This is a genomic window from Vreelandella mediterranea (assembly GCF_970647075.1).
The window spans coordinates 3,061,743-3,076,340 of the sequence record NZ_OZ310198.1; the positions used below are offsets into that span (position 1 = coordinate 3,061,743).

Annotated in this window: 14 protein-coding genes and 1 pseudogene; 1 reads left to right on the forward strand and 14 read right to left on the reverse strand. The window is 58.4% G+C overall.

The features are described 5' to 3' along the window. Positions 1-68: 68 nt before the first annotated feature. Entirely contained in the window at positions 69-284 is a 216-nt protein-coding gene (locus ACWFVE_RS14105; protein ID WP_447529896.1) for a hypothetical protein, read from the reverse strand. Further along, a complete protein-coding gene (locus tag ACWFVE_RS14110; RefSeq protein ID WP_447530547.1) occupies positions 284-1,375 on the reverse strand; it encodes an RHS repeat-associated core domain-containing protein in 1,092 nt (363 codons plus the stop codon). Before ACWFVE_RS14110 ends, ACWFVE_RS14105 begins: the two co-directional genes overlap by 1 nt. Before the next feature lie 538 nt (positions 1,376-1,913). On the opposite strand from ACWFVE_RS14110, the pseudogene ACWFVE_RS14115 reads away from it, so the two are divergent. Beyond that, positions 1,914-2,093, forward strand: a pseudogene (locus tag ACWFVE_RS14115) (transposase); the annotation flags it as partial. 49 nt (positions 2,094-2,142) lie between these two features. On the opposite strand, the gene ACWFVE_RS14120 reads toward ACWFVE_RS14115, so the two are convergent. From ACWFVE_RS14120 to ACWFVE_RS14175, 12 genes are all read right to left on the reverse strand, one after another. Beyond that, positions 2,143-2,631, reverse strand: coding sequence for a hypothetical protein (locus ACWFVE_RS14120; protein WP_447529897.1), 489 nt, complete (start codon positions 2,629-2,631; stop codon positions 2,143-2,145). 102 nt (positions 2,632-2,733) lie between these two features. Continuing rightward, the gene (locus ACWFVE_RS14125) at positions 2,734-3,321 is read right to left on the reverse strand and encodes an RHS repeat-associated core domain-containing protein (RefSeq protein WP_447529898.1); all 588 of its coding nucleotides are present in this window, start codon (positions 3,319-3,321) and stop codon (positions 2,734-2,736) included. Positions 3,322-3,330: 9 nt separating this feature from the next. Continuing rightward, entirely contained in the window at positions 3,331-3,999 is a 669-nt protein-coding gene (locus ACWFVE_RS14130) for a hypothetical protein (protein WP_447529899.1), read from the reverse strand. Positions 4,000-4,023: 24 nt separating this feature from the next. Beyond that, entirely contained in the window at positions 4,024-4,902 is an 879-nt protein-coding gene (locus ACWFVE_RS14135; RefSeq protein WP_447529900.1) for a hypothetical protein, read from the reverse strand. Positions 4,903-5,016: 114 nt separating this feature from the next. Then, positions 5,017-5,412 carry a hypothetical protein gene (locus ACWFVE_RS14140; protein ID WP_447529901.1) on the reverse strand — a complete coding sequence of 132 codons (396 nt, stop codon included), beginning with the start codon at positions 5,410-5,412 and terminating at the stop codon, positions 5,017-5,019. A 12-nt stretch (positions 5,413-5,424) separates the two neighbouring features. Further along, positions 5,425-8,973 (reverse strand): RHS repeat-associated core domain-containing protein, encoded by a 3,549-nt coding sequence (locus ACWFVE_RS14145; RefSeq protein WP_447529902.1) that lies wholly within the window; start codon positions 8,971-8,973, stop codon positions 5,425-5,427. 86 nt (positions 8,974-9,059) lie between these two features. Next, on the reverse strand, positions 9,060-9,464 hold the full coding sequence (locus ACWFVE_RS14150; protein WP_447529903.1) for a hypothetical protein: 405 nt from the start codon (positions 9,462-9,464) through the stop codon (positions 9,060-9,062). After that, entirely contained in the window at positions 9,461-10,423 is a 963-nt protein-coding gene (locus ACWFVE_RS14155; protein WP_447529904.1) for a type VI immunity family protein, read from the reverse strand. The genes ACWFVE_RS14150 and ACWFVE_RS14155 overlap by 4 nt, the downstream gene beginning before the upstream one ends. Positions 10,424-10,498: 75 nt before the next feature. Next, the gene (locus ACWFVE_RS14160) at positions 10,499-11,242 is read right to left on the reverse strand and encodes a hypothetical protein (RefSeq protein ID WP_447529905.1); all 744 of its coding nucleotides are present in this window, start codon (positions 11,240-11,242) and stop codon (positions 10,499-10,501) included. Next, on the reverse strand, positions 11,239-12,159 hold the full coding sequence (locus ACWFVE_RS14165; protein WP_447529906.1) for a DUF4123 domain-containing protein: 921 nt from the start codon (positions 12,157-12,159) through the stop codon (positions 11,239-11,241). The genes ACWFVE_RS14160 and ACWFVE_RS14165 overlap by 4 nt, the downstream gene beginning before the upstream one ends. Further along, positions 12,152-14,254 (reverse strand): type VI secretion system Vgr family protein, encoded by a 2,103-nt coding sequence (locus ACWFVE_RS14170; protein ID WP_447529907.1) that lies wholly within the window; start codon positions 14,252-14,254, stop codon positions 12,152-12,154. Before ACWFVE_RS14170 ends, ACWFVE_RS14165 begins: the two co-directional genes overlap by 8 nt. Before the next feature lies 1 nt (position 14,255). Next, positions 14,256-14,543: a type VI secretion system PAAR protein gene (locus tag ACWFVE_RS14175; RefSeq protein WP_447529908.1), complete on the reverse strand. Its 288-nt coding sequence runs from the start codon at positions 14,541-14,543 to the stop codon at positions 14,256-14,258. Positions 14,544-14,598: the final 55 nt, after the last annotated feature.

Consider the following 14,598-nt stretch of genomic DNA (forward strand, 5'->3'; position numbering starts at 1 on the left):
TAGGCAAAGCGGTACACCGCGCCGTTGCCCAGGATCGGCTCGATCAGGCGGCCCAGCTCGTCCAAAGCCTATGCTTCTAAGAAGAAATCTAGCAACATAAGTTTTTCAACTTTAATTCGCACTCGACGATTTAAACCGTCTAAAGCGTATGCTCTTTGCTCAGGATCACGACTATCAAACCATTCTAAATTAGAAGCAAGCTGGTTTTCGTTATCTAGAACCCATTTATCCCCATCCTCCTCAAAAGCTATAGTTACTGGAAAAACAGGTTTAGAAGTATCCATCACCATCCTCCTTGATAAGGTCTGTGTTTCCTCATCTGACTTTTAGTCGCTCCTCTATGATAATGGAGGCGCGCCTTTTCAATTCCATTATACTTAAACTTATGATACTCCACTGCGAACATCCGCCTATCACTTTTAAATAAATTAAGCCCGCCACCGCCTGCATTAGTATACCTATAGAATTTCATAGACCAACCTGCTCTAGCCAAACCTGCCCCAGAGGCAAGCAATAATTCTGGCGCAACAGGGTTAATCCCAAAAATATCCATTTCACAAGCTAAATCATCTGTTAAGTCAGACATTTCAGCACGTAAAGAATTTATATCATGCGAGACACCTCTGTAATAGGCTCCGCTTTCAAGTTGGTCAACTCTACCCTGTAGAGACTCCATTCTTTGAAAGTAGTCTTCAAAAACTTCATCTGGAACAAACGGGTGAAAGCTATCGTTTTCGTGTGTACACATTCCCTCTAACCCCAACGGATCCACCATCTCCATCGGATTCGCCACATACCCATACAAGTTGGTCCCACCCCGCAACCCAATCGGATCTTGACTAATATACCGTCCCTGCGGCGGGTCATAGTAACGATGCCGGTTGTAGTAGAGCCCACTCTCCTCGTCCTGCCATTGCCCCTGGAAGCGAATCGGCTGACGGGCACTGCCGCGCGCGTTTTTCACCGCCGCCCAATCATCGGGCTGGCCCTGCCACTGCGTTTCGCCGTGGGCGGCCACGAGCTGCATCGGGGTGCCAATCGCATCCGTGACGAAGGCGCTGAGCTGTGGGCCTTCCTGGGTGCCGTCGATGCGCAGCATGGGCACGAAGCTGCCCGGCTCGTAGACGATGGTCGAGTGCTGGCTCTCGCTTTCTTCCCGCACGATGCGGTCGCCGTCCCAGCCGTAGTGGGTGGTGGCGGTGGTGCCGTTTTCGTGGCGCATGGTCTTGCTGATGCGGCGGCCCAGGCCGTCGTAGCGGTAGGTGGCATCGACCGTACGGCCCCGCTCGCTTGCACGGGTGAGCCGAACCAGCCGATTGGCTCCATCGTAACCGAGCGTCAGGCGGTCGCCGTTGGCGGCCTGCTTTTCGATCATGTTGCCCGCGCCGTCGAAGCGGTGGCGGGCGCCGTCCAGGTGGTCGAGGCGGTTGTCGGTGATGGCCCGTTGGCCCTCGAGGCGGTTACCAGCGGCATCAACGGCGTAGCGGTGGGCCTGGTCGCCGTGCTGGCTGCCAGCGGCGTCGTAGCTGTAGGCAATGACGCTGGAGGCCTGGTCACTCTGCACGCTTCTGAAACTCAGGCGGCCCAGAGCGTCGTACTGATACTGTTGCCCGCCGCCGTTCTGCGCGCCGCGCAGGGTCAGGTGATCGAGCTGGCCGAGGTTCGTATAGCCGCGCTCTATAATCAGCGGCTGAGTCTGGTTGTTGCTGTCCAGGGTCAGGCGGCGCTGTGTCTCCCGGTGCAGGGCGTCGGGCGTGAGGTCGATTTCCAGGTTCAGCTCAGGCGCGCTTACCCCGTGCAGGTGGCCGCTGCCGTAGCTGTGCCAGTTGAGCGCGGGCAGCTCGCCGAACTGGAACTGGCTCGCGCAGGGCTGCTGGCTTTGGGATGCTGACACAGAGTTTTGAACACCCTCCTCAAAAGCCTTCAAGCGCAAGATCCTGGAATGGTTGCCACATCGCGCACACCTGATTTACCTTTCTGCTTATTCGCCAGAGCTTAATTTAATTGAGATTCTTTGGCGGCAGATTAAATACTACTGGCTGCCCATGAGAGCCTATCTTTCGTTCGAGCGTCTATGCGATGAGGTTCAATGATTGCTTAAAGCCTACGGCACAGAACGCACGATTAATTATGCATAATAACTTATTTATCGGCTTTTCTTAAAGATATAAGCACTGGTTTTGCTGTTGATTTTGAATAGGTGATATGAACTCGATAATCAGCAACTCTATCCCACCGTTCCGCAGCAACAGAACCATCGCTACGTTTTCTGTCCCAAGATGAATTCCCTAGCATCGTTTTAATGTCTTCCTGGCTTGTGGAAAAAGACAAACTAGTTGGTAGTTCCCCTTTGAACTGGGAGTAACTATCTTTACCTTCACCATATAGAAACACTCCGCTTAAATAGAGTAGTCCTTTGCCTATCGGCTGATTGGTTCTACCTAAAAATACAGCCTCATCTGTGAACACTAAAGAATAACCTTTACTGGGTCGTTCAATATAGGCTCTATATTCGCTATCAGGCAAAATTAGCTCGCTAGATAAATCAATGCCCTCTTGTTGTAGAATCCTAGCCAGTTGTCGACTTGATGCCGGCTCTCCAAGACATTTGAGTAAACTTTCAATTTCCATGTTAATATTTTCTCTAGTAAAAGTTAGTCAGCGTCTATTTGGTTTAGTAAAAATTGGTTATATTCTGCATTTGTTCTTCGCTTAACTACAGTAGCAGCTTCATCAAGAGCCTGAACATGCTCTGGGGCCAATCGCCGAGCATTTTCTACCATCGCATCTGCTTCCCTTGAGCCCTATCGGGTCCTGGCTGATGTACCTTCCCTGTTGCGGGTCGTAATAGCGATGGCGGTTGTAGTAAAGCCCGCTCTCTTCGTCGTGCCATTGGCCCTGGAACCGGATTGACTGGGTGACGTTGCGCACGGCGCGTTGATTTTTGACGGCTGCCCAGTCATCAGGTTCGGCGAACCAGCGGAGTTGGCCATTGGGGGTGATCAACTGCATCGGTGTGCCCAGGGCATCGGTGATATAGGCGCTGACTAATTGGCCTTCCTGGGTGCCGTCGATGCGCAGCATGGGCACAAAACTCCCCGGCTCGTAGACGATGGTCGAGTGCTGGTTGTCACTTTCTTCGCGCACGATGCGGTCGCCGTCCCAGCCGTAGTGGGTGGTGGCGGTGGTGCCGTTGGTGTGGCGTACGGTCTTGCTGATTCGGCGGCCCAGGCCGTCGTAGCGGTAGGCGGCCTCCGTGGTATGGCCGTAGGCACTGGTGTGGGTGAGGCTCACCAGGCGGTTGGCACCGCCGTAGCCCATGGTCAGGCGTTAACCGTCCGGTTGTTGCCGCTCGATCATGTTGCCCGCGCCGTCATAGCGGTAGCGGGTGCCGTTGAGTTGGCCGAGGCGGTTATCGGAGAGGGCCTGCTGGCCGTCCACGCGGTTACCGGCGGCGTCTACCGCGTAGCGGTGGGCCTGGTCGCCGTGCTGGCTGCCGGTGAGGCGACCGGCGGCATCGTAGCTGTAGGCAATTACGTGCGAGTGATCGCCTTGCAGGGCGCGGAAGCTCATACGGCCCAGGGCGTCATATTGGTACTGCTGGCCGCCGTTGGCTTGCGCGCCGCGCAGGGTGATGTGGGCTAACTGGCCGAGATTGGTATAGCCGCGCTCTAGAATCAGCGGTTGGGTCTGGTCGCCACCGCCGAGGCTGACGCGGCGCTGAGTTTCGCGGTGCAGAGCATCGGGCTCCAGGGCGATGTCCAGGTTCAGGTCCGGCGCGCTCAAGCCGTGCAGGTGGCCGCTGCCGTAGGTATGCCAGTTCAGGGCGGGCAAGTCGCTAAACTGGCTTTGCTGCGGCGCGCCGTTGGCGGTGAGGGTGTGGTGTTGCTGCCACTGCCAGCCGCTGCCACCTTCAAGACCCGCGTGGCGCTGTTGTTCGCCGGTCAGCCGTTGAGCGTGGTCGTACTGGAACGTCACTTCCCCATGGGCGTTGGTCACGCTCGCCAACTGGCCGTTAGTGCTTCAGCGGTACTGCTCGCTGCTTGTCGGGGCATGCTCGGTGGCGAGCAGGTGGCGTGCGGCAAGGCGTCCGCCGGCGTCGTAATCGTAGCGGGTCGCCAGCGGCTGGCCATCGGGGCCTTGCCGGTTGACTTCGATGCGCTCAACCAACTGGCCGGCCGCGTCGTAGCGGTACTGCTGCTCACGGCCGTCCGGGCCGGTCTCGCTGGCCAAGCGGTCCATTTCATCATACGAAAAGCGGTAGACGGCGCCGTTGCCCAAGGTGAGTTCGCTCAGGCGGCCGATGGCGTCATAGGCGGTATATTGGTGGCTGCCGTCGGCCTCGATGCGTTGTACCGGGCGGCCGTGGCCGTCGAAGAAGAACTGTTGACGGAAGCCCTGCGGGCCTTCTACTTCGACCAGACGGCCCTGGGGGTCATAGTGCTGGTGCCAGTAGAGCCCGTCGGGCTGCTGGGTGGCGGTTCGCCGCCCCAGTTCATCGTGCTGGGTGCGGGTGGTCTCGCCCAGGGCGTTGGTGGCACTGGCCAGAAAGCCGTGACGGTCGTAGGCGTACTCGGTGCGCTGCTCGGAGCAGTCGATTTGGGCGGTGGCCTGACCCAGGGCGTTCCACTCGCGCTGGTGGGTGGCGCCCACCGGGTCGGTGACCGTGGTAGCGCGGTCGGGCAGGCGCTCGTCGGCGTAGGCGAACGTGGTGGTGCCTTCCGGGGCGGTGACCTCGACGGGCTGGCCGCGCTCGATCAGCATTTCGCGGCCCAACGGGTCGAATGTGGCGATCCGGCGCCCGGCACGATCATGGCTGAATAGGATACGTGAGCCGTCGGCGCGGGTGTGGGCGATCCAGCGCCTGCAGGGCCTGAAACTTGACGCTGTCACGATTGCCATTCATTTTCCAGGACGCCTAGAACACCACCTCAGCCTATGAGGCTGGCTGACACAGAGTTTTGAACACCCTCAGCCCAGCTCGATGGCTGGGCTTTTTACTATTCAGCGAATGGGTCAATCAAATTGGAATTTGCACTCTGATAATAAAACCTCATTATCATCACTAAGTACGAGTTTTTCTTGGGAGATTTTTGCCACTAACAATCCCAGTGCAGCCGCTCCTTGCTCAACTTGCTGACGCCATCCCTCAATATCTCCCTTGTAAGAAATAGCAAAGTAGCACTCACCTGAAGGCAAGGTTACTTTACACCCCTCGTTCACCGCACCACCACTTGTTGCTAATGGCGGGTTAATCTCTCGTATGACCTTTTTAAATAACGCAGCTATATCAGCGTGATTACTGCAACTGACATATCTATACTCCCTTCCCTCTGTAACAGTTGCGCCAGGTATTTTTCGTTCATTATCAATAGAGCCGAGCCCTAAGATATCTTCCATTTTATTGGACATGTACAAACCTCACTATCTTGTTGCTGGGGTAATAACAAATTCAAAGTTGTTGATGCCCGAATCAGTAAATACTTTTGAATAGTATGTAGCGAGGTCGGCACTATTCGTGTGATAGACAACATTGTCAAAGGCAGCATTATATTTCGTTGCTTGATTGAGCATTTTTTGCTGCTCAGCTAACGCCCAAGGCTTTGAGCCATTCTGACTGGCAGGATTTCTTAGAGACTTAGCCCAATCATCAACGAATTTAGCTTCAATCGCAGTATTTTTGCCGCCAATAGTGACAACATTATCTGCAACACCAGAGACCCACTCACCATCTACAAGAGCTTCATATTGACGCTGGCTAAAGGGAACATCTCCGTACAACCCTCTAACCCCAACTTCATAACTCTGCCCAAGATCAATAGCTCGCGAACCACTAACAGGCACAGCATCTGTTGTTGAGAAGGTCAGACGTGCGTTGTTTGGAACAACACTGCTTCCCTCACTAAACACCGCCCCGCCAATCATATCCGTTCCGGCAGGCTGATAGCCACCCCCGATCGTGTTGTCACCCGGCAACGGCGAAGCAATGGGTAGTCCACTGGCCCAGCCACTCTGATCAAAGATAGGTAATTCACTGGGACAGCTAATCTGTTCGCCAATAGGCTGTTCACTGCGGCAGCCACCTGGCTGAAGGCTTGGTCGCTCAGTGGTCCAGCCATGCTGGTCAACGATAGGCGTGTCATAACGCCCCGGGCGGTCGGTAGGCGTATCAGGGCGGCCCTCGCGGTCAATAGGGTTGTTATCGTCTTCCAGGCGATCAGTAGGCGAAAATACGGTTCCCGTGTACCAGGGGCCTGCTTTCGTTCCGTCGCCCATTCGTGCGGGCCACATGCCTGAAATAAATGCCCCCACCGGGTTTAGGTAGGGTATTCGTCCGCCAAGAGCAGGGGCACGGCCCGCTACCGCTGAGCCCCCAGCCGCACTTGTTGCTGCAGCCGCGCCTGCCAAACCCAACGGATCCACCATCCCCGTCGGGTTAGTCACGTAGCCGTACAGGTTCGTGCCTCCCTTGAGCCCTATCGGGTCCTGGCTGATGTACCTTCCCTGTTGCGGGTCGTAATAGCGATGGCGGTTGTAGTAAAGCCCGCTCTCTTCGTCGTGCCATTGGCCCTGGAACCGGATTGACTGGGTGACGTTGCGCACGGCGCGTTGATTTTTGACGGCTGCCCAGTCATCAGGTTCGGCGAACCAGCGGAGTTGGCCGTTGGGGGTGATCAACTGCATCGGTGTGCCCAGGGCATCGGTGATATAGGCGCTGACTAATTGGCCTTCCTGGGTGCCGTCGATGCGCAGCATGGGCACGAAGCTACCCGGCTCGTAAACGATGGTCGAGCGCTGGCTCTCGCTTTCTTCGCGCACGATGCGGTCGCCGTCCCAGCCGTAGTGGGTGGTGGCGGTGGTGCCGTTTTCGTGGCGCACGGTCTTATTGATCCGGCGGCCCAGGCCGTCGTAGCAATAGGTGGCATCGACCGTACGGCCCCGCTCGCTTGCGCGGGTGAGCTGGACCAGCCGGTTGGCACCATCGTAACCGAGCGTCAGGCGGTCGCCGTTGGCAGCCTGCTTTTCGATCATGTTACCCGCGCCGTCGAAGCGGTGGCGGGCGCCGTCCAGGTGGTCGAGGCGGTTGTCGGTCAGCGCCTGTTGGCCGTCCAGGCGGTTACCGGCGGCATCGAGGGCGTAGCGGTGGGCCTGGTCGCCGTGCTGGCTGCCGGTCAGGCGGCCGGCGGCATCAAAACTGTAGGCAATCACGCTGGAGGCCTGATCACTCTGCACGCTTCTGAAACTCATGCGGCCCAGAGCGTCGTACTGATACTGCTGCCCCCCGCCGTTCTGCGCACCGCGCAGGGTCAGGTGATCGAGCTGGCCGAGGTTCGTATAGCCGCGCTCCAGAATCAGGGGCTGCACCTGGTCGCCCGCTGCCAGGGTCAGGCGGCGCCGGGTCTCCCGGTGCAGAGCGTCCGGCTCCAGGTCGATCTCCAGGTTCAGCCCCGGGGCGCTCAGCCCGTGCAGGTGGCCGCTGCCGTAGGTGTGCCAGTTGAGCGCGGGTAGCTCGCCGAACTGGCTCGCTTGCGGGGCGCCGTTGGCGGTGAGGGTATGCTGCTGCTGCCACTGCCAGCCGCTACCGCCTTCGATACCGGCGTGGCGCTGCTGCTCGCCGACCAGCCGTTGGGCGTCATCATATTGAAACGCGACGTCGCCGTGCTCGTTGGTGACGCTCATGAGCTGGCCGTTGGCGCCCCAGCGGTACTGCTCCTGGCTTGCCGGGGCGTGCTCGGTGGCGGGTAAATGGCGCGCCGCAAGGCGTCCGGCGGCGTCGTACTCATAGCGCGTGGCCAGCGGCTGGCCGTCCGGGCCGGGGCGGCTGGCTTCGATGCGCTCGACCAGTTGGCCCGCCTCATCGTAGCGATACTGCTGTTCGCGGCCGTCCGGGCCGGTCTCGCTGGCCAGGCGGTCCATGTCGTCATAAGCGAAGCGATAGACCGCGCCGTTGCCCAGGGTCAGCTCACTCAGGCGGCCCACGTCGTCGAAGGCGGTGAACTGCTGGCTGCCGTCGGCCTCGGTGCGCTGCGCCGGGCGGCCGTGTTCGTCGAAGAAGAACTGCTGGCGGAAACCCTGGGGGCCTTCCACTTCGACCAGCCGCCCTTGCGGATCAAAATGCTGGTGCCAGTAAAGGCCGTTGGGCAGTTGAGTGGCGGTGCGCCGCCCCAGCTCGTCGTGCTGGGTGCGCGTGGTCTCGCCCAGGGCGTTGGTGGCACTGGCCAGATACCCGCGGCGGTCGTACTCAAACTCGGTGCGCTGCTCGGAGCAGTCGATCTCGGCGGTGACCAGGCCCTGGGCGTTCCACTCGCGCTGATGGGTAGCGCCCACCGGGTCGGCGACCGTGGTAGCGCGGTCGGGCAGGCGCTCGTCGTCGTAAGCAAACGCCGTGGTGCCTGTCGGCCCCGCCACTTCCACCGGCTGACCACGTTCGTTACGGGTGATCTGCCAGTGCTGGCTCTCCGGCCCTTCGATGCTCACCGTGTCACCCAACGCATCGCGTTCGATGCGCCAGCGCTGGCCGTCCGGCGTTACCTGGCCGATGACCTGACCACTTTCGTTACGCTCGATCTTTGTTTCCCGGCCCAGCGGGTCGGCCGTGGCAATTTTTTGCCCGGCGCGGTCATAGCGAAATTCGATACGCGAGCCGTCGGGGCGGGTGTGCGCCGTCCAGCGCTTGCCAGGGCCGCTACCCACGAAGTGGTAACGCTCTTCGCGGCCCAGGTGGTCGGTGACCTGGGTGTGATCGACATGATACTCAAAACGCCGCGCCAGGCCGCCGGCTTCCTGCTGGCCTACTACGCGGCCGTCCGGCGCGTGGCGGTCCCAGGTATAGTGGGCCTCCATACCGCCGGGTACCCGGTGGGCGGTCAGCATGTGATCCTGCCACTCGAACTCACGCACCACCTCGCCGTGGCGCTGGCGCGCATTGTGGGCTTTTGAACTGGGTAGCGCGCCATAGATTTCAAACCGCATGGCGTTGCTCGTGCTTACTGCGAACCATTAGCTCATGGCAGTATCATTAAAGCAGATATCGCTATCACGCAGCCTTTCACACGTACTCAGGCCCCTTCTGGATACCAGGTAATATTGATTACTTTCGCCTGCAGCTCAACAATGGCGTTGCGGTCGCCCGCCCGAAAACGTAATCGCCAAGGGTCGCCGCGCTCGATTATTTCCAGCGTGTGGAGATAAGGAATCAGTTTTTCCTGCGCTACAGCAGGGTCGACCAGAGGCCAGCGCCCTCCTTCCTGGATATGTACGAACGTATCGCCTTCAACCTCAAACACCATGGTGCCCGGTCCCCAGAAGGGAGTAATATCCGACTGTATCGACCAGTCGCCATCGCTGCACACGATGCGGATTGCCTGCTCGTTAACGTCCACCCGCTCCAGCTCGATGTCGGGAAATAGCTGCATTGGCATCCACGTCAGATCGAAAACTTCACCGTTCGTTGGCTCACTCATTGCTCCCCCCCTTGAAGGCTGAAGCGTGCCAGCCAGGCTTGGTATTCAGCTTCATTAAAATAGGGCTCATTTCTATTGCGAGGCAGAAGCGGGGAGTGAATGCCTGGATGATCCTTGATACGGATAGGCTCAATGATCCCGGCTACGCGGCGATAATCCACTAACGCGTCATTAACTTCTGGGTTTTCGTTATCACCCAACTGCGGCATGGAACCTGCGCGCAAAATGGCACCTCCACTGTATTCGAGCACTGACAAATCATCCATTTGCGCTTTGAGATGCTCAACACCGCCGAGTCGAGCAAGCCAGTCATTTGACAGAATCGTTAACCAATCAACCCCTTTTGGACCTCGATGTAGATTGAGTGAGTGGGTGGTGAACTTATTGATTTGAAGGCCTGGAAAGCGCTGCCCAAATTTATATTCCAGTATTTTGGCCTCATCTTCTCGTTCATAACCATACGACTGCCCTAACCAAAACCCAGAGTATCCGTGTTCAGGCTTGAGCTTCTCACACCACCGCTGTACTAGCTCAGGCAGTTTTTGATCACGCTCCATAAAGAAATCGATAGGAAAATAACAGTATAGCCTGCTTATTCGTTCATCTTGCCCTTTTCCAAGCACAACGATACCGCAAGCATCTGCATCACTACGCCGCTGACCGCCGTGATAAACAAATTCCCACTCTCCGGGGCCATAGCTAGGCAACCAGTCAAATGGGGTTATATAACTATCGAATCCCTTAAGCTTCTTCCAACGACCAGTCGTAGGATTCGTGGTCCACGTCAGTCGATCACCAACCAAGTCGCGGTAGTCAGCGAGGATATCCAACACAGCCTGGCGCTTTTCTTCCTGCTGAGAGCCAGTAAAAAAAAACGCCACCCCCAAACATATTTTAAACAGTACGCCGTTATCGGTTTCGACGGTCAGCAGGTTATCAAAATCTTGCGATGCATCCACTACCACTCTCCTTAACAGCTAAAATATTATTGCAATTTATGAGCACGTTTTTAACACTATCAATCATACTCTCAGTTATGTACCGCCAATGGCAGTGACTACTCCCACGGCAGCTCTGAAAGCGAATCCGCCCACCCTTGTGGCGATAAGCCCCCAATTTATCCCTCTTTCATCCAATCGATCTTCGTAAGTTACCGTGGCAGGTTGAATCTCGGGAGCATATTCAGTCTGTCGCGGGCCGTCACAGCCACAACGCCCAGGAGTAAGTAGCCTTAATTTATGATCTGCGCCTGCAATTTGCTCATAAGCCTCTTCTTGCCCCGCTCCCCAATCATCAGGCGGAAACTTTACCTCCACGACTCCCAGCAGATTATCCTGAGTAGGCTTGTCATTGGGATCTCGCAGTACGACCGCATCGGGTATGCGCATATCGCCCCGGGTATAGCCCTCTGCTCGGTTTTTGGCCGATTCCGTCAGCAATATGCCTCGCGCTCTATCGCGTTTGATTTTTATGATACGGTTAATCGCGTGGCCAAAGCCGGGAATCGGATCCGTGGTTTCCTGGCCGTCCTCATCTTTGACCAGCAGCGGTGAAGGGGGCGTATCCCTCATATAGTAGGGCACCTGAACCCGTATTCCCGTATCACAGCTTTCGTTATATTGCTGCAGCCCTCTATCTACGCAGCTCTGTTTCAAGTTGATGCCGTTTCGCCCTTGATTGGGGACGACTTCGCAGGTGCATACAAAGCTACACATGATGGCCAAGCGGCTTTCGATATCATCGCCTAATGGGCATGGCTGGGCGTTGGTTTCGCTCATCCGCTGGTTACCTCCTTGTGGGATTGAATCATCTGGGCTCCATCGGGCAACCATTTGACGTCGTGATGGGCTCGATCAGACAGTTGCCCGTATGCATAGGATTGCCACTGGGCCAATACGCTGGCAATGCCGTGAATAGCCACTTCCCGCTGGAAATCTTCACGTTGTTCCAGATGTGAACAACTGGTCATGACTAACAGACAAAAGCGCTCGGCCATATCGATGCTGGGCAATATACCGCCGTTAAGCGCTGTCAAGCGGTCCATGGCTTCGCCGATACGTGCGTCCAGCGTCGACGCTTCCAGGTGCATCAACCAGGACCAAGCCGCGAGCAATAATCGCTGACGCGTATCGGCAATCAACTCCTTGCGAAGTAGCGGGCGAAGTCGATACAGGTGCGGTTGGGTAATACGCCACCAGGGCGCTTTCGGTAGACTGGGAGTCGGCCCCTCAACCGCTTTATCGATGCCGCGGCACCAGCTCTTTCCGTGCGTCCAACAATGTACAGTGGTACAGGGGCCAAACCACTGTCGGCGCTCTTCTTCACTGAATGCCTCGAGAAAATAGGGCAGTACTTCAGGATCATAAAAACGCCATAGCACCTCATCGCCGTGGTCGTTATAGATCGTTAACCAGTGCCGAAAATGCCTTACCAACGCATGGCTGCTTTCCTTGCTTTCCAGAAGTATTCCCCAACGCAGATGGGGGCGCCGAGTGCTGACCCACTGCAGGAAAGGATCCGCTGCCGAGGTCGGCGCGACAATAGGCGACACCTCGGTCAAGTGACCAAAAGGGGTATCGACGTAGAGTAGTTCCGCCTCGCTGCTGTAGGCCGAGCGCCGATACCACTGCTCGCGTAGCTCGGGCTGAGCAGTATCCAGAATGAGATGCGTGCAGGTTGGCAAGGCGCTATCCATCGATCGCTCCTTGAGAATGCTTCAACGTATCGGCACAAATATCGCATAGTGCCTTGCCACTGCTCGCGGCCCTTTTCAAAGCGATTACTTGGCCCTGCGTTTCTGCGAAGACCGTGGGCTGGTGCTGAACCGGAGAGATTCTGGAATGCTCTTCACTTTCGGCCTCGCCGGGAAGCCGAGCGCTTAGAGCCGCCTGCCCGGTTCCATTACCGGGGCTGCCCCCTGAATTGATCCTCACTTGTGGTCCGACGATGGTCACACCGCTGGGGTCGATCTTGATAAAGCTGCCGCCGGCTTTGAGGGTGATCTCGGCACCAGCTTCGATCACCACCTTCATGCCCGCCTTGTGATGTACTTCCTGGCCTGCCTCGAGGAGTTGAGCCTGGCCGACCTTTTCGTGGCGGGTGCCATCCACAGTAAGGTGGTCGTCACCGTCTACCTTCCCGTAGCGGTTGCCGCGCACCGTGTGGTGATCGTCGTTATCGATCTCGCTGATGCGGTCGTTGTGCACCTTGAGGTGACTGTCGTTGCGAATCTCCTCGGTCCGGTCGTTGAGCGTCAAAAGCTCCAGGTCTTTTTGGGCGTGGACCCAGATCTGCTCCTCCCCCGCTTCGTCCTCGAAGCGCAGCTCGTTGAAGCCTTCGGCCTTGTGGCTTTGCGTGCGCAGCACCGTGCGGGTCTTGTTCGCCGGTAAATCGTAGGGCGGCTGGTTGACCGCGTGGTACGTACGCCCGGTGACCAGCGGCTGGTCCGGGTCGCCTTCCAGGAAGGAAACGATCACTTCGTGGCCGATGCGTGGCAGGGCAATGCTGCCGTAGCCGCCACCGGCCCAGCCCTGGGAGACGCGCACCCAGCAGCTGGCGGTGTCATCAGGTTCGGCGTAGCGGTCCCAGGGGAACTGCACCTTGACCCGGCCGTGCTCGTCGCAGTGAATCTCTTCGCCTTCCGGGCCGACCACGAAAGCCACCTGGGGGCCATCGACTCTAGGCTTGGGGTTGGGCGTGGCGCGCCAGGCGGCGTCGCCGGGCATCAGCGTGACCTGGTTGACGTAGCGGGTCATGCCGCCGGTGTCGCTGGCGCTGATGCTGTCCTCTTCCAGCGCCTGGGGCTGCTCGCCGGCGTGGTGCACCGCGACCACCTGCCAGTCCCGGTTGAGGCTCTCGGTGTCGTGATCAACAAGCGTGAAGCGCGCGCCGGGGGCGAACTCGGGCAGATCGCTTTGGGCGCTGGCCGTGGTGGCGTTGCGGCGCAGGTGCTCCAGGCGGATGCGGGTGAAGGGCTTGCCGGAGGCGTCTTCCTTGTAGCGGCCGGGGTAATCAAAGTGTTCGTAGTCGGTCTGCTGGCCGTGCTCGGCGACGTCATCGCCCATGTGATCGTGAAGCTGGGCGTAGGCCGGGTTCTTGAAGCTGTAGTCCTTGAGCTGGGCGCTGGCGGCAGCGACCCGGGCGGTGTGGCTCAGCTTGCGCACGTGGCGGGTAGGCGGCGTGCCGCCGGCGCGGCTGTGATAGGTGCGCTCGCCCAGATTCGTCAGCACCTGGGGGTCGTCGGAGAATACCAGCCGATGAGCACCGCCCTCGCTGTCCTCGAACTCATGAAAATAGAACAGCCCTTCCTCGGCGGCGAGGCGCTCGATGAAGGTGAGATCCGTCTCGCGGTACTGCACGCAGTATTCCCGCTCGAGGGGTTCGCGGCTGACGGCGAAGGCCACGTCGGTAATACCGCGCTCGTCCAGCAGGGTGTTGATGATGGTGAGCGGGTCGACCTTCTGGAAGATGCGCGAGTTCTGGCGCAGCGAGGTGCGCCAGAGCGCCGGGCGCAGTGTCAGCGAGTAGAAGGTGCGCCGGTGGCCGCGATCCCCCCGGCCGAACTCGCTGATGATGCCGTGGACCCGGCGCAGCGGCTCGCCGTCCTGCCAGACGGTCAGCGTGGCTTCGCGGTCAAGAAGCTCGGAAGCGTCCAGGTCGCCTTCGCGGCTGGCGACGTTCAGCGTCAGCTCGAAGGGCTCGGAGAGCGCCTCGCGGTGGGTGAAGTCGATGACCGCGACGTCATCCACGCCGGGCAGCATTAAAGTGAACTGTAGGCCGGTGGCTGGCATGTTAACTTCCCTCTCCTGGACCTGAACCGATCACCACGCCGCCGCAATCAACGTCGTGGCTGGTGAGTGCAACGGGCGTGCCGTCGACGAAAATAGTGCCGGAACCCTGAGCGATACTGCGCGGGTGGGGCGAGTGGCTGGGCTTTTGGTGCGCCTCCAAGGGGTCGCCTTTACGGGCCACCGGCTTGCCGTCCATGATGACCGTGGGGCTACCCGAGATGACCGGCGAGGGCACATAGCCGTTGTGCTCGGTGCCGATATCCCCTACCAGTACGAATTTTTGGCCCATTGCTCGACTCCTTCTCTGCGTCAGCGTGTGCGTGCGCTTATTCATGTTGCTCGTG

Excerpts from the sequence above, each read along its gene's own strand:
- ACWFVE_RS14150 (WP_447529903.1), bottom strand. The coding sequence starts at position 9,464 with ATGAGTGAGCCAACGAACGGTGAAGTTTTCGATCTGACGTGGATGCCA.
- ACWFVE_RS14165 (WP_447529906.1), bottom strand. The coding sequence starts at position 12,159 with ATGGATAGCGCCTTGCCAACCTGCACGCATCTCATTCTGGATACTGCT.
- ACWFVE_RS14145 (WP_447529902.1), bottom strand. The coding sequence starts at position 8,973 with ATGCGGTTTGAAATCTATGGCGCGCTACCCAGTTCAAAAGCCCACAAT.
- ACWFVE_RS14140 (WP_447529901.1), bottom strand. The coding sequence starts at position 5,412 with ATGTCCAATAAAATGGAAGATATCTTAGGGCTCGGCTCTATTGATAAT.
- ACWFVE_RS14170 (WP_447529907.1), bottom strand. The coding sequence starts at position 14,254 with ATGCCAGCCACCGGCCTACAGTTCACTTTAATGCTGCCCGGCGTGGAT.
- ACWFVE_RS14135 (WP_447529900.1), bottom strand. The coding sequence starts at position 4,902 with ATGGCAATCGTGACAGCGTCAAGTTTCAGGCCCTGCAGGCGCTGGATC.
- ACWFVE_RS14110 (WP_447530547.1), bottom strand. The coding sequence starts at position 1,375 with ATGATCGAAAAGCAGGCCGCCAACGGCGACCGCCTGACGCTCGGTTAC.
- ACWFVE_RS14175 (WP_447529908.1), bottom strand. The coding sequence starts at position 14,543 with ATGGGCCAAAAATTCGTACTGGTAGGGGATATCGGCACCGAGCACAAC.
- ACWFVE_RS14160 (WP_447529905.1), bottom strand. The coding sequence starts at position 11,242 with ATGAGCGAAACCAACGCCCAGCCATGCCCATTAGGCGATGATATCGAA.
- ACWFVE_RS14105 (WP_447529896.1), bottom strand. The coding sequence starts at position 284 with ATGGATACTTCTAAACCTGTTTTTCCAGTAACTATAGCTTTTGAGGAG.
- ACWFVE_RS14120 (WP_447529897.1), bottom strand. The coding sequence starts at position 2,631 with ATGGAAATTGAAAGTTTACTCAAATGTCTTGGAGAGCCGGCATCAAGT.
- ACWFVE_RS14125 (WP_447529898.1), bottom strand. The coding sequence starts at position 3,321 with ATGGGCTACGGCGGTGCCAACCGCCTGGTGAGCCTCACCCACACCAGT.